This window comes from Candidatus Enterococcus leclercqii (assembly GCF_009933135.1).
Classification (GTDB): Bacteria; Bacillota; Bacilli; order Lactobacillales; family Enterococcaceae; genus Enterococcus_C; species Enterococcus_C leclercqii.
The window spans coordinates 173,677-192,149 of the sequence record NZ_MAEH01000009.1 but is presented as its reverse complement, the minus strand read 5'-3'; the positions used below and the strand labels follow the sequence as shown (position 1 = coordinate 192,149).

15 protein-coding genes are annotated in these 18,473 nt (G+C 45.9%); 12 read left to right on the top strand and 3 right to left on the bottom strand.

Annotation, left to right across the window (positions count from 1 at the left end):
• Positions 1–52: 52 nt before the first annotated feature.
• Entirely contained in the window at positions 53–2,749 is a 2,697-nt protein-coding gene (acnA, locus tag BAU14_RS03110) for an aconitate hydratase AcnA (RefSeq protein WP_161898620.1), read from the bottom strand.
• 311 nt (positions 2,750–3,060) lie between these two features.
• On the opposite strand from acnA, the gene BAU14_RS03105 reads away from it, so the two are divergent.
• The 3 genes from BAU14_RS03105 to BAU14_RS03095 all read left to right on the top strand — a co-directional run bounded on the left by BAU14_RS03105 (position 3,061) and on the right by BAU14_RS03095 (position 5,440).
• Entirely contained in the window at positions 3,061–4,449 is a 1,389-nt protein-coding gene (locus tag BAU14_RS03105; protein ID WP_161898794.1) for a citrate/2-methylcitrate synthase, read from the top strand.
• A 219-nt stretch (positions 4,450–4,668) separates the two neighbouring features.
• The gene (locus BAU14_RS03100; protein ID WP_161898619.1) at positions 4,669–5,148 is read left to right on the top strand and encodes a glutathione peroxidase; all 480 of its coding nucleotides are present in this window, start codon (positions 4,669–4,671) and stop codon (positions 5,146–5,148) included.
• Positions 5,149–5,242: 94 nt separating this feature from the next.
• Positions 5,243–5,440, top strand: a complete 198-nt coding sequence (locus BAU14_RS03095) for a hypothetical protein (protein WP_161898618.1) — start codon at positions 5,243–5,245, stop codon at positions 5,438–5,440.
• A gap of 1,048 nt (positions 5,441–6,488) precedes the next feature.
• Here the strand turns inward: BAU14_RS03095 and rpsD are convergent.
• On the bottom strand, positions 6,489–7,100 hold the full coding sequence (rpsD, locus tag BAU14_RS03090) for a 30S ribosomal protein S4 (protein WP_161898617.1): 612 nt from the start codon (positions 7,098–7,100) through the stop codon (positions 6,489–6,491).
• 235 nt (positions 7,101–7,335) lie between these two features.
• Entirely contained in the window at positions 7,336–7,851 is a 516-nt protein-coding gene (locus tag BAU14_RS03085) for a topology modulation protein (RefSeq protein WP_161898616.1), read from the bottom strand.
• A gap of 362 nt (positions 7,852–8,213) precedes the next feature.
• Here BAU14_RS03085 and BAU14_RS03080 point away from each other — a divergent pair, with 362 nt between their 5' ends.
• The 9 genes from BAU14_RS03080 to BAU14_RS03040 all read left to right on the top strand — a co-directional run bounded on the left by BAU14_RS03080 (position 8,214) and on the right by BAU14_RS03040 (position 18,361).
• A complete protein-coding gene (locus BAU14_RS03080; protein ID WP_161898615.1) occupies positions 8,214–9,011 on the top strand; it encodes a formate/nitrite transporter family protein in 798 nt (265 codons plus the stop codon).
• A gap of 60 nt (positions 9,012–9,071) precedes the next feature.
• A complete protein-coding gene (locus BAU14_RS03075) occupies positions 9,072–9,725 on the top strand; it encodes a DNA alkylation repair protein (RefSeq protein ID WP_161898614.1) in 654 nt (217 codons plus the stop codon).
• A gap of 119 nt (positions 9,726–9,844) precedes the next feature.
• Positions 9,845–10,621: an HAD family hydrolase gene (locus BAU14_RS03070; RefSeq protein WP_161898613.1), complete on the top strand. Its 777-nt coding sequence runs from the start codon at positions 9,845–9,847 to the stop codon at positions 10,619–10,621.
• Between the two features lie 131 nt (positions 10,622–10,752).
• A complete protein-coding gene (mgsA, locus tag BAU14_RS03065) occupies positions 10,753–11,175 on the top strand; it encodes a methylglyoxal synthase (protein ID WP_161898612.1) in 423 nt (140 codons plus the stop codon).
• A gap of 394 nt (positions 11,176–11,569) precedes the next feature.
• The gene (locus tag BAU14_RS03060) at positions 11,570–12,367 is read left to right on the top strand and encodes a TIGR00282 family metallophosphoesterase (RefSeq protein WP_161898611.1); all 798 of its coding nucleotides are present in this window, start codon (positions 11,570–11,572) and stop codon (positions 12,365–12,367) included.
• A 5-nt stretch (positions 12,368–12,372) separates the two neighbouring features.
• Complete coding sequence (locus BAU14_RS03055) at positions 12,373–12,762, top strand: YlbF family regulator (RefSeq protein ID WP_161898610.1); 390 nt, start codon at positions 12,373–12,375, stop codon at positions 12,760–12,762.
• 243 nt (positions 12,763–13,005) lie between these two features.
• Positions 13,006–15,570: a DNA mismatch repair protein MutS gene (mutS, locus tag BAU14_RS03050; RefSeq protein WP_161898609.1), complete on the top strand. Its 2,565-nt coding sequence runs from the start codon at positions 13,006–13,008 to the stop codon at positions 15,568–15,570.
• Between the two features lie 74 nt (positions 15,571–15,644).
• Positions 15,645–17,738 (top strand): DNA mismatch repair endonuclease MutL, encoded by a 2,094-nt coding sequence (gene mutL, locus BAU14_RS03045; protein WP_161898608.1) that lies wholly within the window; start codon positions 15,645–15,647, stop codon positions 17,736–17,738.
• A 68-nt stretch (positions 17,739–17,806) separates the two neighbouring features.
• Positions 17,807–18,361, top strand: coding sequence for a Maf family protein (locus tag BAU14_RS03040; RefSeq protein WP_161898607.1), 555 nt, complete (start codon positions 17,807–17,809; stop codon positions 18,359–18,361).
• Positions 18,362–18,473 lie beyond the last annotated feature (112 nt).

Here is an 18,473-nt window from a genome sequence, read left to right as displayed (position 1 = left end):
GTCCTTTCGTGTCATGCTTCGATAGAGCTGTGGGCATTGCTAAGCTGCTGATTTAAGCGCCAAATTTTTTCCGAATGACCATCGGCAGGATTCCTTGGTTTTTCCAGTAGCGGATATCTGCCGGTGCATCAAAACGCAGCTTGGCTTGAAAATCTTTGCGGGTACCATCTGGGCCAGTCGCTGTCACAGCTACGAATTGCCCGACTTGTGGGTCTTCCGGCAGGTGGATGTCGAAGGTTTCAGCGCCGATCAGCCCCAGCGTTTCAGCAGTTTCTCCAGGGAGGTATTGCAGTGGAATGATTCCCATCATGGCCAAGTTTGAGCGATGAATTCGCTCGAAGCTTTCAGCTAAGACAGCTTTGACACCTAAAAGCTGAGTGCCTTTTGCCGCCCAGTCGCGAGAAGAACCCATGCCGTAGTCTTTACCTGCCAAAACAATGGCGCTCTTACCAGCGGCCTGGTAGCGCATCGCCGCGTCAAAAATCGACAAGGTTTCGCCGGTAGGGTGGTATTTGGTAACTCCGCCGGAAGAACCGGGAACCAGTTGGTTTTGCAGGCGAATATTGGCGAAGGTTCCCCGCATCATAATGTCATGATTGCCTCGGCGGGAACCATAAGAGTTGAAATCCTTTGGTGCGACTCCCCGCTCTTTCAAAAAACGACCGGCAGGCGAGTCAATGGCGATATTTCCTGCCGGAGAGATGTGATCAGTTGTCACTGAATCTGCTAATTTTGCCAGCACAGTCAAGCCTTCCAACGCCCCTTGTTTCGGAAGCTCACGGGTCAATCCGGTAAAGAAAGGCGGATTGGCAATATAGGTAGAGGCCTCGTCCCAGCCAAAGCAAGCCCCGGTAGTTGTTTCAATTTCATTCCAACGCTGATTGGCATCAAAGACGTGGGCATAAGTTTCTTTATAAGCTTCAGGACCTACATAGCGGTCGATCACAGTGTTAACTTCGTCAGCAGTCGGCCAGAGATCTTGTAAATAGACCTTGCTGCCGTCTTTAGCCACCCCAATTACGTCTTTGGTCAGATCAGTCAAGATACTGCCGGCCAAAGCATAAGCAACAACCAACGGCGGCGAAGCCAAGTAATTGGCCTTGATTAAAGGATGAATGCGTCCTTCAAAGTTGCGGTTTCCGGAAAGCACAGAAGCCACCAGCAGATTTTCCTTTTCAATCGCTTCGGTGATTGGATCTGCCAATGGTCCGGAGTTACCGATACAAGTAGTGCAGCCGTAGCCGACATTGTAAAAGCCTAATTTTTCCATATAGGGCAAAAGGCCGCTGTCTTCCAGATAAGTCGTCACAATCCGCGAGCCTGGGGACAATGAGGTTTTGACGTAGGCAGGAACTTTTAAGCCTTTTTCAACAGCTTTTTTGGCCAATAAACCAGCGCTGATCATGACGAAAGGGTTGCTGGTGTTGGTACAGCTGGTGATGGCCGCTAGTGCGATGTCGCCAGTCTTAATCTGATCAGGATAAGTCAGATCAGGATTTTTTTCTTGCCAGAGGATGTCCGCCTTTTTGGAAAATTCCGTTTCCGGTAAACCAAAGCCTTTTGGACCCACCGGCGCGGTAACGGATGCGGTGAAATCCTCTGGAACGTTGGCTAAGGAAATACGATCTTGTGGACGTTTTGGGCCAGCCAATGCCGGGAGCACGGTGGCAAGATCCAGTTGAATCACCTTTGTATAGGTAGGAATTTGCTGGGCGTCGTAAAACAAGCCGTTCGCTTTGGTATAGGCGGCGACGGTTTCGATGAGTTGGGGGTCACGGCCGGTGATGCGCAGGTAGTTCAGTGTTTCTTCATCAATGGGACAAAAGCCGCAAGTCGCACCATATTCAGGAGCCATATTGGCAATCGTTGCTCGATCAGACAAGCTCAATTTTTGGTAACCGGTGCCGAAGTACTCCACAAATTTACCCACGACTTTTTCTTGCCGCAAAAGCTCCGTCACTGCCAATGCCAGATCGGTGGCAGTCGTACCCGTGGGTAGTTCCCCAAGAAATTCAACCCCGATGACTTCAGGCGTTGGGAAATAAGAAGCTTCACCTAAAATTGCTGCTTCGGCTTCGATGCCGCCAACCCCCCAGCCGAGAACCCCCAGACCATTGATCATAGTGGTGTGGGAATCAGTCCCTTGCAGCGTGTCGGGAAAGATGACTGTTTCGCCGGTAGCTGCTACTTTTTTAGTGAGAATCACATTGGAAAGTTTTTCGATATTTACTTGGTGAATGATGCCGGTTTCTGGCGGGACGACTTCAAAATCATTGAAGGACTGTTGAGCCCACTTCAAAAACTGATAGCGCTCGTGATTGCGCTCAAATTCACGCTGCGTATTGAAAGCCAATGCGCCCGGATTACCAGAGCAATCCACTTGGACGGAATGATCCACCACCAATGTTACCGGAATCTCCGGATTGATTGCTTCAGCGGTTCCACCCAAAGAAACCATTGCATCCCGCATAGCCGCTAGATCCACCACGGCAGGAACCCCGGTAAAGTCTTGCAAAATCACCCGTGCCGGTTTGAAGGGAACGACACCAGTGGGCGCTTGCGCTTGCCAATTGGCCAATTCGCTGATGATCTCGTCAGTAATTTCTTCGTCTCTATTACGAGCGACAGACTCAAGAAGTACCCGAATAGAATAAGGTAAAGCGTTCAAATCGGCAGAAAAATCGGCGCTGACCTGTTTCAAATCACAGTAAAGTAAATCGGTTGCAGCTAATGTATTTTGCCATTTCATGAGCGTAGACTCCTTTCATTGTTGGCAGAGGGAGAATCTATGAAAGAAAGCTTCCATAGAAAAGTTACTATTCTTTCAAGGATCATTTTTTGACACCTGCAGTCGTGCCGCAAAATATCGAACAATCCGTGCCCCAAAGCCAAACTCCCCAAATATGTCAGTTGGAATAATTATACATTCTTGTTGTATAAAAGTAAATAGTCAAAATATTATTTCTTTTCAGTAAAAATGGTGATATAATTACCAGTAATACAATTCGCTAACAGAATAAAAGTTATTTTGGATAAAGAGGGGTGTTTTACGTGAGCTTGATGGAAAAAAATCTGCTGGACTACCCGAGTCTGGCTGCACGATGTGAAGAAGTTGATTGGATAGATGTGAATAATTATACAAAATATAACGTCAAGCGAGGACTGCGCGACAGCAATGGTAAGGGCGTTCTCGCTGGTTTAACAACAATCTCAACAATCTATCCCCAAAAAATCGTCGCTGGTAAACCAATCCCGGGTGTAGGAGAATTGCGGTACCGCGGCATTGACATCAACGAGCTGGTGAAGGGATTTGTTGGAGAAGGCCGTTTTGGTTTTGAAGAAGTTGCATTTTTACTCCTTTTTGGTGAGCTGCCAACGCCGGCAGAATTAGCTGACTTTCGCAAGCTATTAGCGGAGAAACGTACGCTTCCTACCAATTTTGTGCGAGACGTGATTATGAAGGCACCATCAGCTGACATTATGAATAATCTTTCCCGTAGTCTTTTGACATTGGCATGTTACGATGACCGACGGGATGATGTGAGCATTGAAAACGTCCTGGAACAGAGCTTGATGCTGGTTGCCGTTTTTCCGATGTTGGCCGTCTATGCTTACCATGCCTACAATCATTATGAGATGGACGAAAGTATGTACATTCACCGGCCTGATCCTTCCTTGAGTACCGCAGAAGCCATCTTGACCATGTTGCGCCCAGACAAGAGCTACACCAAACAAGAAGCTCAAACATTGGATATGTCCTTAGTTCTCCATATGGAACACGGCGGCGGGAACAATTCGACCTTTACCACTCGAGTTGTGACTTCCAGTGGAACCGATACGTATTCTACAATCAGTGCCGCACTAGGTTCGTTGAAAGGACCTAAACACGGTGGGGCCAACATCAAAGTCACCCAGATGATGGAAGATTTGAAAGCCAACGTAACGGATACGACAGATGAGACTCAAGTGCGACAATATCTGGAAGACATTCTGGATAAAAAGGCTTTTGATGGCAAAGGTCTGATTTATGGCATGGGCCACGCTGTGTATAGTGACAATGATCCGCGGGCAGCAATCTTTAAAGCCTATGTCTCAAAATTAGCTGAGGAAAAAGGGCCGGAAGAACAAGCGGAGTTCCAGCTATACACACTAGTAGAAGAGCTGGCACCGAAGATTATCGGTGAAAAGCGCAAGATCTTCAAAGGAGTTAGCGCTAATATCGACTTTTTCAGCGGCTTTGTTTATGCGATGCTGGGATTGCCTCGTGAATTGTATACCCCCATGTTCGCCATCGCCCGTATCGTGGGTTGGTCGGCCCACCGAATTGAGGAATTGATCAACACACAAAAAATTATTCGACCGGCGTATATGGAAGTTTCTGACGATCGAGAGTATGTCGCTTTGGGAGAACGAACAGACAGTTGTGATGAAGCCTCTTGTGCCGGATAAGCTTCTAAAAAAGCGATTACCAATCCAAAAAAGTCTGCCGCAGTGAATCAATTGCGACAGGCTTTTTTTATAAGAGTTAGCGTCACTGGCAGCTGCACCAAGTTACAGGTTGGATTCTTTGTATTGTTCGTCTGACTTCGATACAATTCAGAAAAAGGCTTCTTTTTCCGAAAATTGGTTTGGAAGAGAAGGTATCGTAGTCAGAAAGGTGGAAATAATATGACAATCTATGATTTTAAAGTAAAAGATGCAAAAGGGAACGAAGTCGAACTGTCGGATTACAAAGACAAGGTGCTGCTAGTAGTGAATACAGCGACCGGTTGCGGCTTTACACCACAATACGAAGGGCTGGAAAAACTCTACCGTGACTATCAGAAGCTGGGGTTTGAAATCTTGGACTTCCCCTGCAATCAATTCGGTCATCAAGCCCCTGGAACCAATGAAGAGATTCAGGAATTTTGTCAACTAAAATACCAAACCAGCTTTAAAACATTCGCCAAAATTGATGTCAATGGCGAAAATGCCAGCCCTTTGTATCGCTTTTTGAAGGGAGAAAAAGGGGGCATCATCGGCAGTGCCATTAAATGGAACTTCACGAAGTTCTTAGTAGACAAAGACGGCAATGTAGTCGATCGGTTCGCCCCACAAAAAACGCCGGAAGATTTGCGTCCGGCGATTGAAGCGCTACTGGAAAAGTAGTTTAACGACTGGCAATTTCAGTCTGCCTTTTGCTGGAAAATAGTCAGCGCTTTGGTAATTGCAAATGCTAAAATGGTATACTGGAGTAAAGGAAATGGGGGAGCCAAATGATGACAGAGAAAAAGTGGCGGCGTTTGTTTATAAGTCTGGCGATAGGGTTGGTGCTGATTTTGATACTAGCCGTGGGAAATCAAGTAACTGGACACGGGGATTCCAACAAGGCAGTTTTCATTTCGGCGTTTGTCGCCAGCGGGTTGCTCAACTGGTACCTAATCAAAGAACTGCGGATTAAGAGGTAAGCGGTAAAGTAGCAAGCACGAAGAAGTGGTGCTTCGCTAAACAAGACCAGCATGCAGACTACTCACCGAGTTTGGTGGGTAGTCTTTTTGAATATGGAGTGGATTATATATTAATCAGGAACTAAGACAATTAAAATAAACTAACAATCCATAGATATAAATAACATGCCTGCTTATAAATGGTTTTGAAGCAGGCATGTTTATATTTCGGAACTTCTTGCAAGAAGAGGTCTTTTAAAATCCGTAGCTAAGGACATCGCCTGCCTAGAGTACGCTAGCTTTTTATACTATTTTTTAGTTTGCCTGGAAAAAGCCAAAAAAAATAATAGTATAAACAACATGATGGCTTTTCCGACTGTCAGACCAGACCGATAAATTTGAATAATTGTACCGGTTGTAAAGCAGATTAAGAAGAATAAGTAAAAAGCATCGTTCGCATTTTTGGGCTTGTATTTAAGAATATAGTTCAGCAATTTAATCACCTCGTTAGACTAGGGCAACTCTCAATTCAAACCTGTCACTAAATTCATTCATCTTAGCCAGACTTCAGGCGAGTCCTTTAATAGGTGAGACAATACCTGATGTAGTTGAAAAATAGTTGGGGTCAAACTAGAAGTCGCTTGAATCATTTCCGAAATATTGAGGGCGCATAGAAAATTGTTAGTCTTTTATTAATAGGGTTAGCGTTAAAGGTAGGTTTACTAATGCAAATTCTAGCATAGTTTCAATGGGTTCTGATAGTGTTTACTATCCTCAATACAGTAAGTGGGAATATCGATACGTTTTTACAGCCGAACAGGCAGGAAAGAAGTGTAAATGTGAGGGGAATCTTCGTGTTGAAATTGAGACTAACTACCTATAAGCAGGTTGATGAAAATATATCTTAGAACACAGTGAAGGACTCTCTACCTTATAATCAAGTGATTATTTGGAATCGTGTTTAAGGTATTTTCTAAGGTAGTTTCGCCTTAATTAGATCTATGAGAAACAAAAAAAGCCCAAACCCTTGATATACAAGAGCTTAGGCTTAGTGTGACGAGATTACATCAATTTGTTGTAGAATTCAACGATGAATGATTCGTCTACATCTGGAGTCATTTCGTCGCGTTCTGGCAAGCGAGTCAGTGAACCTTCCAGTTTTTCGTCGTCGAAGCTTACGAACGCTGGGCGGCCGATTGTTGCTTCGATGGCTTCTTTGATAATGATCAAGTTTTTAGATTTTTCGCGAACGGAGATCACTTGACCCACTTCAACGTGGTATGAAGGGATATCAACGCGTTTGCCGTCTACTAAGATATGACCGTGGTTAACCAATTGACGAGCTTGACGACGAGTAGTTGCCAAACCAAGACGGTAAACCATGTTGTCCAAACGTTGTTCCAACAAGACCATGAAGTTAACACCGTGTTTGCCTTCTTTGATCTTGCTTGCTTTTACAAACAAGTTACGGAATTGACGTTCGTTCAAACCGAACATATGACGCAGTTTTTGTTTTTCAGTTAATTGCAAGCCGTATTCAGATTTTTTACCACGGCTGTTTGGTCCGTGTTGACCTGGTGGGAATGGGCGACGTGCCAATTCTTTACCAGTGCCGGACAGAGATACGCCCAAGCGGCGAGATTGTTTCCAAGATGGTCCAGTATAACGAGACATTTAAGATTCCTCCAAGTAATTTAGTTGGAGTAAAATAATCCGATGAAAAATTCATATCCGTGCAGTTCATTCTTCAACGTTCACCTTTTCGCAGCCGCGGGTACTGGTTGAACTGAATAAGTCAGCGATGAACTGGTGACGAGCTATTACTTTTCTGCTGCATTATTTTACACAAAGAGTAGTATACGACAACAAAGGGGTGTCCGTCAAGTTGGCGATAGCGAAAAGGGCAACGTCATTTCATATTTTCAAGTGCCAGTTTCTGAAGAACTTGACGGCTATTGCGGGCTTCAAGTAGTCGAAAGTTGTCTTGTGATTCTGCCAGTATGCTAGCGACGTTTTTTCCTTGTTTTGCAGGGAAATGCCAAATGTATGTTAAAAATTCTAGATCCAACACATCCGGATTGGCGCCGGGAGCTTTTTTTCCGCGAAAGGTAAGGTAGCGTTTGATGACTCGATAGATGGCAGTTAGGCGGGAGACTTTCAGGTAAATGACCAAATCAGCCCGCTGCAGTCGTTGCGCTAACAAGGAGTCGTAGTTGCCGTCAATCAGCCAGGATTTTTCGGCCAAGATGGGAATCAACTTTTCTTGCAGTTGCGAAATTGTAATCGTCGTTTTGTCATCTTGCCAAAAGAGTTGGTCTAAGCGAATCAGAGGCAGCTGCCAGCGCTGGGCTAATTTTGTCGCCAAGGTTGACTTGCCAGCTCCCGGAGAACCGATGATCAGAACCCGTTGATAATGATGAGACATGGAATCAGCCTGCTTTCTTTCATTTTATATAGTGTAAAGGTGAAGCGATTAAGAAGAGAACTTTTCCAGTTTAAAGAATTCAGCTGCCAATCGGGTAAGAAAGACTTAAGACTTTCATAACAATTGTCACAGGGAAAAAGGGGTTGATGAATGAGAAATGATGAAGGAGAGCCTTTTGGTTATCGGATTTTGTAAAAGTCGTCGGTGATTGTTCCTTTCAGAAAAAGGATGACAATTGTTGCGTGTTTTCATTCATTTTCAAAAATCACTTTACAAAACAAGGATCCCTCATTACAATAATGAAGTATTATGGACTTTTTTTGGATTGCAGTTGAATACATATCAAAAGGAGAAGAGAGAAGATGAATCCGGTATCACCATTATTTGAAAAAATCGATACGTCCATCGAAAAGAAGGTCGACCTGATCCAAGGTAGTTATCTTCGTTATGCTGTGCGGGCAATGCTGGCCTGCTTGTTTTTGACGTTGGGCACGGCTGTGGCTTTTGCAATTGCGATGAAAGGGGAGCACATCACTCCCGGATTAGGTAAAATGCTCTATGCCTTCATGTTCAGCTGGTCGCTGGTCATGATTTTGTATCTGAATGCTGAGTTGGGCACTTCCAACATGCTTTATATGACAGTTGGTGTCTATCGCAAACGGTTGAGTGTTCCGTTGGCTGCGAAGATTTTGTTTACCTGTATTCTCTTCAACCTGATTGGCGGGGTACTTTTTGCTGCCTTGGTGGCACAAACGACACCTTTCCAAGGCTTGGAGCCGGATAACTTCTTCTTTACTTCTATTCAGGCAAAATTAGCCAAATCGACATTGCAAATCCTAGTAGAAGGGATGTTTGCCAATATCGTCGTTAACACCGCTGTTTTGGTGTCCATGCGGATGAAAGACGATGCTGGTAAAGTAGCGGCAATCATCTTTATCATCTTTATTTTCGCTTTTCTTGGTTACGAACACGTTATCGCCAACTTCCCAGCTTTCACATTGGCGTTTATTGCCTCTGGTGGTTCTTTGGACGGAATGACGGTTGCCAGTGTCCTCCACAATCTGTTCTTTGCACTGATTGGTAACTATATTGGTGGTGGCTTGGTCATGGGCTTGGGCTACGCTTGGCTCAACAATTCAAAATCAACATATGTAGATTAATCAAAGTAAGCGGCGGTGGGTCATCGTCGCTTCTTTTTCGTATTGAAGAGGGATGAAAAAATGACAGAAGAGTGGCAGCGTTTTTTACCTTTTGAGCCGGAACAAGCAGCGGCGATGGCGGCTTATATGAAAAATCGCTTTCCTTTTTGCGGCGTGCAGGCTCCAGAACGGCGGCGCTTGGCTCGACCGTTGTTGCAGGCTTCTCGCCAGTGGAAGTTTGACCAATTGCAGCGAGGTATCGAGTATTTTTATGGGCAACCGGAGCGGGAGTACCATTATATTGCTATTGAATTGGCAGAAAAAAACAGCGGGCGCCTGACACGTCAGGAGTTGCAGGAGCTGTTGCCATTGGTGGCACAAAATCAATGGTGGGACAGTATCGACACCTGGCGCAAAGTATACGGCGACTGGTGCAGCCGACACTTAGAAGAACTGCCGGAAATCTGGAATTGGTTTTTTGATCACCAAGATTTTTGGCTGCGGCGTATCGGTATCACCTTGCAATTGAAGTTCAAAGGGCAAACAGACACGCATTTATTGACACGAGCAGTGGAAGCTGACCTGGCTACGGAGGAATTTTTTATCCAAAAGGCAATCGGTTGGGCGCTGCGGGAATACAGTAAAACGGATGCCCAATGGGTCGTAGATTTTATTGCAGCCCACCCGCAAATGAGCAGTCTGGCCCGCCGTGAAGCCGGCAAGCACTTGCTGTAATGGGTGAAGCAGCTGTGTTTTACGATGCTGACGGATTTGAATAAGTAGGATTTTACCGGTGGCGGTGTTCATCGGATTTCACAATAAAAAATGAGAGAAAGCGAGTTATCACGACAACCATGAGACGCAAACTGATCGCATTTGACATTGACGGAACGTTACTAGGAACAGACAAGAAACCTTTGAAGAGCACCATCAAGGCTTTACGAGAGTTAAAAAAGGCCGGCCATCTGGTGACGATTGCTACGGGGCGCAGCCGATTTTTGGCACGGGAAATTATCCGTGAACTGGATTTTGAAAATTATATCGTCTGCAACGGCTCGGCGGCCTTTTTGAACCACAATCAGATCTTTAAGCAGCTGTTAGATCAAACAGAGTTGGATCGGCTGGTTTTGGAAGCCAATGAAGCGGGCATCGATACGGCATTCATCGAAATGGATCGGGCTCGCCGAATGACTTCTAACAACGTAGGAACGATGGCTTCGGCGATGATGTCTTTTGGAGCGGATCTGCCAGAATTGGATGACCAATTTCCGGAAGAACAGGAAATCTATCAGGCGCTGGCTTTCTTCACGGAAAGCTACGACCAGCAGTTTGCTACGGCGTTTCCCCGTTTCCGTTTTGTTCGCTGGCACGAAAACTGTGTAGATGTCCTGCCGCAAAATGGTTCAAAGGCTGCAACAATCCAATTTTTAGCAGAGCGGGTGGGGATTCCACCTCAGGATATCATTGCTTTTGGTGATGGGAACAACGACATCGAAATGCTGAGTCAGGCTGGTGTCGGCGTGGCTATGGGAAATGCGACGCCGCAGGTTCAGCAATGGGCGGACTTGGTGACGGATGATTGTGACAGTGACGGGATCTGGAAAGCACTTAAAGTTTTGAAATTAGTATAATAAAAATGGTCCGCTGCTTTCTATTTGAAATCGGCGGATTTTTCTTTGACCCCATTGCTTTACATGGTATCTTTTAACAAGAAGGCCCCTGTGAAAGCAAAAATTTGCGGCAGGGAAGAGGAGGTAAAAAAATGAAAATTGCATTGATTGCCCATGACCGAAAAAAAGATTTGATGGTTCAGATGACCACAGCCTACAAGGAAATTCTGACGGAACATCAGTTGTACGCTACCGGAACTACTGGACTACGGATTCAGGAAGCAACTGGGTTACCGGTTCATCGCTACAAATCCGGCCCACTGGGAGGCGACCAGCAGATTGGGGCGATGATTTCTGAAGATGACCTGGATATGGTGATTTTTTTGCGAGATCCTTTGGCCGCACAGCCCCATGAGCCGGACGTGACGGCGTTGATTCGCCTGTGTGATGTCTATGAAATTCCACTGGCTACCAATATCGGCACTGCTGAAATTTTGATTCGTGGCCTGCAAGCGGGGTTTGCAGATTTCCGTGAGATTGTCCATGAAATGGAGCATAAACCGTTATCTTTTTAAAAAATTATCAGGGCTGTGGATCAATCATTGCTAAGTGATAAATGCCGAAGAATTCATTAAGCAAGAAAATGCTAACAGCTAGTTGCGACAATTATGCGCCAGAATCCGCAGCAGAAACTTGACCTTACGGATAAGAAAAGTCAGCCTTTGAAATGTTTAACGGTGAAAAGCCAAGGTGCTTCTGTTTTTTTATGGAAGTGGCTTGGCTTTTGCAGCTCCCTTTTGGTATTGGCTGCTTCAGAAGGCGGTGACAGGGAGACGGCGAAGTTGCTGTAGGGCTGTCTCTTAGTCGAACTTATATTTCAGATCAAGAGCCTAGGACCCGACAGGCTTTTTTTTATGCAAAAAAACGTCTATAATAGGAAAAGACAGTTTTAAGAGAGAAGGAAAAAGTGTGCGGTTATTGTTTATCGGAGATGTAGTGGGTTCATTGGGTAGGGAAACGGTGACAGAGTATCTGCCTCGTTTGAAAAAGAAATATCGGCCGCAAGTGACCATTTTAAATGGCGAAAATGCAGCCAGTGGTCGGGGAATCACCGGCAAAATCTACAAGAAGTTCTTGCAAGATGGTGTCGATGTGGTGACGATGGGAAACCATACGTGGGACAACCGCGATATTTTTGAGTTCATCGATGACGCCAAAAAAATGGTTCGGCCCGCGAATTTTCCTGAAGGCACACCGGGTCAAGGAATGGTGTTCGTCAAAGTGAATGCCATTGAGCTGGCGGTAATCAATCTGCAAGCGCGGGCCTTCATGACTGATTTGGACGATCCTTTCCGCAAAGCCGAAGCCTTGGTGGCCGAAGCACGGGCACGGACGCCCTTCATTTTCGTTGATTTTCACGGGGAAACCACCAGTGAAAAACAAGCGATGGGATGGTTTTTGGATGGTCAAGTGTCAGCAGTCGTCGGGACACACACCCATGTGCAGACCAACGATGCTCGCATTTTGCCGCAAGGAACGGCTTACCTTTCTGATGCCGGGATGACTGGTCCATATGATGGTATCTTGGGGATGAAACGCGAGGCGGTTTTGGAGAAGTTCTGGACAGCGCTACCGCAGCGTTTTGAAGTAGTAGAAAAAGGACGCAGCATCATGTGTGGCTGTGTTATTGATATTGATGAAAAGACGGGCCGTGCCAAAATGATTGAGACGATCCAGATTTCTGAGGATCGGCCGTTTACGGAGTAGTGACCATGAAAGACTTATTGGAACAAGATCAAGACGTGAGGCAGGCGGTTGAGGAGTTGAGCCGGCTGCTTTCAGATTTGCCTCAAGTAAAAGAATTTCAGACGTTGTCTGAAAAAGTCGCCGCCAATGAAAAATTGACTCGGCTGGAAGAAGCCATTAAAGCAGCGCAAAAAGACGCGGTGCAATTCGAATATTACGGCAAGCCGCAAGCCAAGCAAGCCGCCTTATCCGAAGCCGACCGATTGACAGCAGAGTACGACAGTCTGCCGTTGGTGATTGCTTATCGAGAGAAACTGTTGGAAGTCAACGATCTTCTGCAGTACGTGACAGACGGGATTCAAAGAGGGGTGGAGACACTTCTGGAATCAGAACCAAAGAAGGATATAGACAAGTGATTATGGTTTAACAGGAGGAAAGGATCGAATGAAGCTCTCAAAACAAGCGACACTTGATAAAAGTCATTGAGTAAGTCGCCCTGTATGACCTTATCTTTAGGTAACTGCCCAACGTAATCATCACCGTCTATTTCAACAATGTTATCGCCACGATTTGTTGGAACCACTAATCATCGTAAAAATGCCGAACGCAGTAAATTTATCACATATCTATCAGTTGTTAGTTTAGAAAGGAACACAATCATGCCTCAAAAAACCAAGCACACCCCTATGATGGAACAATACCTCAACATCAAATCCCAGTATCAGGATGCTTTTTTGTTCTACCGTCTGGGGGATTTCTATGAGATGTTTTACGAGGATGCCATCAAAGCTTCTCAGATTCTAGAATTGACGTTGACCAGCCGCAACCGCAATGCTGACGATCCGATTCCGATGTGTGGGGTGCCTTATCATGCGGCACAAGGGTACATTGATACGCTGATTGAGCAAGGCTACAAGGTAGCAATCTGTGAACAGGTAGAAGATCCGAAAACGGCTAAAGGAATGGTAAAACGGGAAGTGGTCCAACTGGTGACACCAGGGACAGTGATGGATTCAAAAGGACTTTCCGCCAAAGAAAACAACTTTTTGACGGCAGTAGGCTATGATCAAAAGCACTACGGATTTGCTTATGCTGATCTTAGTACCGGTGAATTCAAAACGGCACTCTTAGAAGATGAAGATGCCATCATCAATGAATGTTCCGCATTGCAGACCAAAGAAATCGTCTTTGTTTCTGACGTGCCGGACACTGTTAAAACAGCCTTAAAAGAACGTTTGGGACTCGTCTTTTCAAAGCAGGAAGAGCTGTTAGAGACAGCTGAATGTCAATTTTTGACCAGCGAACTCAACGATACATTGGAAAAAGAAGTGGCAGGAAAACTGTTGAGTTATCTGTCGATTACGCAAAAGCGCAGCTTGGGACATATTCAAAAGGCGGAAGAATATCAGCCAGATCACTTTTTGAAGATGGACCATTACTCCAAATTTAACCTGGAATTGGCCCGCTCGATTCGTACGGGGAAAAAACAAGGGACGCTTCTGTGGTTATTAGACGAAACGAAGACCGCTATGGGGGGCCGTCTGCTGAAACAGTGGCTGGATCGGCCATTGATCCAGGAAAAACAGATTGTCGCTCGGCAAGAGATGGTTCAGTCCTTACTAGATAGTTATTTTGAGCGAATGGATCTGCAAGAAACACTGACTAAGGTTTATGATCTGGAACGTTTGGCAGGACGGGTAGCTTTTGGCAATGTCAATGGCCGAGATTTGTTGCAGCTAAAGACCTCACTTATGCAGGTTCCTCAAATTCGAAAATTATTGGAAGGCATCAATCAAGGACAATGGAATCAGCTGCTGCTTGCGATTGAACCTTTAGAAGATCTGGTGGCATTGATCGAAGCTGCCATCAGTGAAGATGCACCGCTTGCTGTCACCGAGGGCAATGTCATCAAAGACGGTTTCAATTCCCAACTGGATCAGTACCGTAGTGCCATGAGAAATGGGAAGCAATGGTTGGCCGAGCTGGAAGCCTCCGAGCGGGCAGCAACAGGAATCAAAACATTGAAAGTCGGCTTTAACCGAGTCTTTGGCTACTATATTGAAGTCACCAAAGCCAACTTGGCCAATCTGGAAGAAGGGCGCTATGAGCGTAAACAGACTTTGGCTAATGCGGAGCGTTTCATCACCCCTGAGTTAAAAGAGCTGGAAACACAGATCTTGGAAGCAGAAGAAAAATCCGTCGACTTGGAGTACCAACTGTTTTTAGCTGTAAGAGAAGAGGTCAAAGCTGCAATCGACCGGTTGCAAAAGCTGGCGAAGTCTCTCAGTGCAGTGGATGTTTTGCAGAGCTTTGCGACGATTTCCGAGCGCTACCAGTACGTTCGTCCAGTATTAAATAAAAACCGCAACTTGAAGATTGTCGAAGGTCGCCATCCAGTGGTGGAAAAAGTGTTGGGTCATCAAGAATATATCCCCAACTCCATAACGATGGATCCCAAAACCTTGATTTTATTGATTACTGGGCCTAATATGTCCGGGAAAAGCACGTATATGCGGCAACTGGCATTGACTGTAATCATGGCACAGATGGGCTGTTTTGTCCCGGCACAAGCAGCAGAGATGCCGGTTTTCGATCGTATCTTTACTCGAATTGGGGCCAGTGATGATCTGATTGCCGGTCAGTCGACTTTCATGGTGGAAATGATGGAAGCCAATCAGGCGCTGCGTCATGCAACACCGGATAGTCTGGTGCTGTTTGACGAGCTGGGACGGGGAACCGCGACGTATGATGGCATGGCTTTGGCACAGTCCATCATCGAGTATATTCACGATAATGTGAAGGCCAAGACGCTGTTTTCTACCCATTACCACGAATTGACGGTGTTGGATGAGGCTTTGCCGAAGTTGCGCAACGTGCATGTAGGAGCAGTAGAAAAAGATGGTGAAGTCGTATTTCTTCACAAGATGATGGAAGGGCCGGCCGACAAGAGTTACGGTATCCACGTAGCCAAAATTGCAGGCTTGCCGACGCCGCTATTGGAACGAGCAGCGACTATCTTAAAAGCGCTGGAGGCCGAACCGAAAACGCTGGAAAGCAATGAATTTCGCTCTGTTTCAGAGGATGATCCCCAGCAGATGTCTTTGTTCAGTGAAGTTTCGACAGAAGAGCTTTCTGTGATTGAAGCGCTGAAGAAGATTGATCTTTTGGATACAACGCCGCGAGACGCACTGAATATTTTATATGATCTGCAAAAGCGGATCTGAGGATTGTTTGCTTTGGGGAATGAGGTGCAATCGGCCCCACTCCCCTGATTATTTTTGAAAAGGAAGGCATCCATATGGGAAAGATCCAAGAACTATCGGAACGCTTAGCCAACCAAATTGCGGCTGGTGAAGTGGTGGAACGACCTGCCTCGGTAGTCAAAGAGCTGATAGAAAATGCTATTGATGCAGGGGCGGATCAAATCGATATTTTCATTGAAGAAGCCGGTCTGCGAAAAATCCAAATTACCGATAATGGTGAAGGAATTGCAGATGATGACGTGGAAAATGCCTTCAAGCGTCATGCAACCAGTAAAATCCATAACAGAGACGACCTGTTTCGCATTCGGACTTTGGGGTTTCGTGGGGAAGCACTGCCAAGTATCGCCTCAGTTTCTCAAGTCACGTTGGAGACGGCAGTCGCTGGGACTACTCAAGGAACGCTGCTGCGGCTTAAAGGTGGAAAAGTTGAAGCCCATGAGCCAGCTCCTCTGCGTCAGGGCACGAAGATTACAGTAGAAAACTTGTTCTTCAATACCCCGGCTCGGCTGAAATACGTCAAGACATTACAAACGGAGTTGGCCAATATCGGGGATATCGTTAATCGCTTGGCACTGAGCCATCCGAAAATCGCTTTTCGTCTTGTCCACGAAGGCAATAAGATGCTCGCTACGGCCGGCAATGGTGATTTACGGCAGACGATTGCCGGTATCTTCGGCTTGGCAACTGCCAAGAAAATGTTACCCATCCAGGCAGAGGATCTGGATTTCAAAATCAGCGGCTTTGTCTCACTGCCAGAAGTTACCCGGGCCAGCCGCAACTACCTTTCCACCATCATCAACGGCCGTTACATCAAAAACTATGCCCTGAACAAAGCAATTGTCAATGGCTACGGCTCTAAGCTAATGATTGGCCGCTTTCCGATTGCCGTCATCGAGATCAGCATGGATCCTTTGTTAGTAGATGTCAATGTTCACCCGACAAAACAAGAAGTTCGCCTTTCAAAAGAAAAGGAACTGACGGGACTGTTGTCCAAAGCGATTGAGGATGCGCTGCGGGAAGAAAACCTGATTCCAAATGCTGCCGACAATCTGGGGTTCAAAAAGAAACTGCCCCGTCAAGCGCCTGAAGAACGGCCGGAACAATTGGCCATGGATCTACCAAATGCTGACGGCGGCATCGGGGCTAAAACGGGTTTGGCTTTTGATGCCCGAACTGGCAGTTTCTATGTGCGGGAGACTTCTCCACAACCTGTGGATGGATCTGTGGACAACAGTGTGGAAAAGACTGGGGATAACCCGAATTTCTCTTCACAAACCAACGAGAAGGTGGCGGATGATTTCGATGTCATTCCCGTAGAAACAAAGGATTTTGTGGATAATTCGCATGTGAAAGAACCATCATTGCCAGCTTTTGATAGTTATCCACAGGAAACCGCTGCTGAAAAGGAAAATTATTGTGAAGCGGAAGAAAAAGCCCATCCAGAGTTTGATTTTGGGAAAAAAGATGGCGAAAAGATGTTGGAACGGGCTCTTCAAGAAGAAGAAAAGCCCCATAAAGAACGTTTTCCACAGTTGGAGTATTTTGGGCAGATGCACGGGACCTATCTTTTTGCACAGAGTCAAGAAGGGTTGTACATCATTGATCAGCACGCCGCACAGGAGCGAATCAAATACGAATATTTCCGTGAGAAAATCGGGGAAGTATCAGAGGATTTACAGGAGTTATTAGTACCGATTGTGTTGGATTATCCAAACAGCGACGCCTTAAAGCTGAAGGAAAAGCTGGAGCTATTGCAGGAAGTGGGTATTCATCTGGAAGAATTTGGTGCCAACAGCTTCATTGTTCGAGCACATCCTACTTGGTATCCTGCTGGGGAAGAAGAAAGCATCATTCGAGAAATGATTGATATGTTGCTGACTACCGGCTCGGTCAGTGTGAAAAAGTTCCGGGAAGCCACCGCCATTATGATGAGCTGCAAGCGGTCAATCAAGGCCAATCATTATTTAAATGAGCTGCAGGCACGGGTGCTGTTAGAGGATCTTGCCAAATGCGAAAATCCTTTCAACTGTCCCCATGGCCGCCCCGTATTGATTCAATTTACCAACAGCGATATGGAAAAAATGTTCAAGCGAATTCAAGATCCTCACCGTACCAAAGACAGTATCTGATGAAGAAAGCTGACAAAGAGACAAGAAATAAAGCGGGCGGATTCAGCTCGAAAAAAGGAGAATCAAAGATGGCAATCATTTTAGCTTCCCAATCGCCACGGCGCAAAGAATTATTGGCACATCTGATTGCTGATTTCAAAGTGGAACCGGCAGACGTAGATGAGACTGTTCACGAAGGCGATCAACCGGAAGAGTATGTCATGAGTATGGCGAAAGCCAAGGCAAAAAAAGTGGCAGAGGCTCATCCCGATGATTTGGTGATTGCTTGTGACACGATTGTAGTAAACCATGGCCAGATTTTGGGAAAACCCTCGGATCGAGAGGATGCTTATCGCATGCTGGCGGGAATGAGCGGCGGCATGCACCATGTCTATACAGCTGTCGTAATCAGAAGGGGACATCGAATCGCTCAGGCCCTTGTTCCGGCAAAAGTGCTGTTTTTTGAGCTGACTGAAGCAGAAATCAATGATTACTTGGATAGCGGGGAATACACAGATAAAGCCGGTGCTTATGGTATTCAAGGCCGGGCGGGACTCTTCGTCAAAAAAGTCGACGGCGATTATTACAGTATTGTCGGCTTTCCGGTAGGTGTCGTCAACCAGATGCTAAAACAGTTTAACTAAGCGCAGTGCTGCAGATTGTTGGCTTTTGCCCACTGGTGAAATTCGTTCTATTTTGATAAGGTAAAACGATAGGACTGTTTATGAAAGGACTTCAGGTGCTTTCATAAACAGT

What these genes read in the sequence shown, in the direction of transcription:
- acnA (WP_161898620.1), bottom strand. Translation starts at nt 2,749, where the DNA reads ATGAAATGGCAAAATACATTAGCTGCAACCGATTTACTTTACTGTGAT.
- BAU14_RS03105 (WP_161898794.1), top strand. Translation starts at nt 3,061, where the DNA reads ATGGAAAAAAATCTGCTGGACTACCCGAGTCTGGCTGCACGATGTGAA.
- BAU14_RS03100 (WP_161898619.1), top strand. Translation starts at nt 4,669, where the DNA reads ATGACAATCTATGATTTTAAAGTAAAAGATGCAAAAGGGAACGAAGTC.
- BAU14_RS03095 (WP_161898618.1), top strand. Translation starts at nt 5,243, where the DNA reads ATGGGGGAGCCAAATGATGACAGAGAAAAAGTGGCGGCGTTTGTTTAT.
- rpsD (WP_161898617.1), bottom strand. Translation starts at nt 7,100, where the DNA reads ATGTCTCGTTATACTGGACCATCTTGGAAACAATCTCGCCGCTTGGGC.
- BAU14_RS03085 (WP_161898616.1), bottom strand. Translation starts at nt 7,851, where the DNA reads ATGTCTCATCATTATCAACGGGTTCTGATCATCGGTTCTCCGGGAGCT.
- BAU14_RS03080 (WP_161898615.1), top strand. Translation starts at nt 8,214, where the DNA reads ATGAATCCGGTATCACCATTATTTGAAAAAATCGATACGTCCATCGAA.
- BAU14_RS03075 (WP_161898614.1), top strand. Translation starts at nt 9,072, where the DNA reads ATGACAGAAGAGTGGCAGCGTTTTTTACCTTTTGAGCCGGAACAAGCA.
- BAU14_RS03070 (WP_161898613.1), top strand. Translation starts at nt 9,845, where the DNA reads ATGAGACGCAAACTGATCGCATTTGACATTGACGGAACGTTACTAGGA.
- mgsA (WP_161898612.1), top strand. Translation starts at nt 10,753, where the DNA reads ATGAAAATTGCATTGATTGCCCATGACCGAAAAAAAGATTTGATGGTT.
- BAU14_RS03055 (WP_161898610.1), top strand. Translation starts at nt 12,373, where the DNA reads ATGAAAGACTTATTGGAACAAGATCAAGACGTGAGGCAGGCGGTTGAG.
- mutS (WP_161898609.1), top strand. Translation starts at nt 13,006, where the DNA reads ATGCCTCAAAAAACCAAGCACACCCCTATGATGGAACAATACCTCAAC.
- mutL (WP_161898608.1), top strand. Translation starts at nt 15,645, where the DNA reads ATGGGAAAGATCCAAGAACTATCGGAACGCTTAGCCAACCAAATTGCG.
- BAU14_RS03040 (WP_161898607.1), top strand. Translation starts at nt 17,807, where the DNA reads ATGGCAATCATTTTAGCTTCCCAATCGCCACGGCGCAAAGAATTATTG.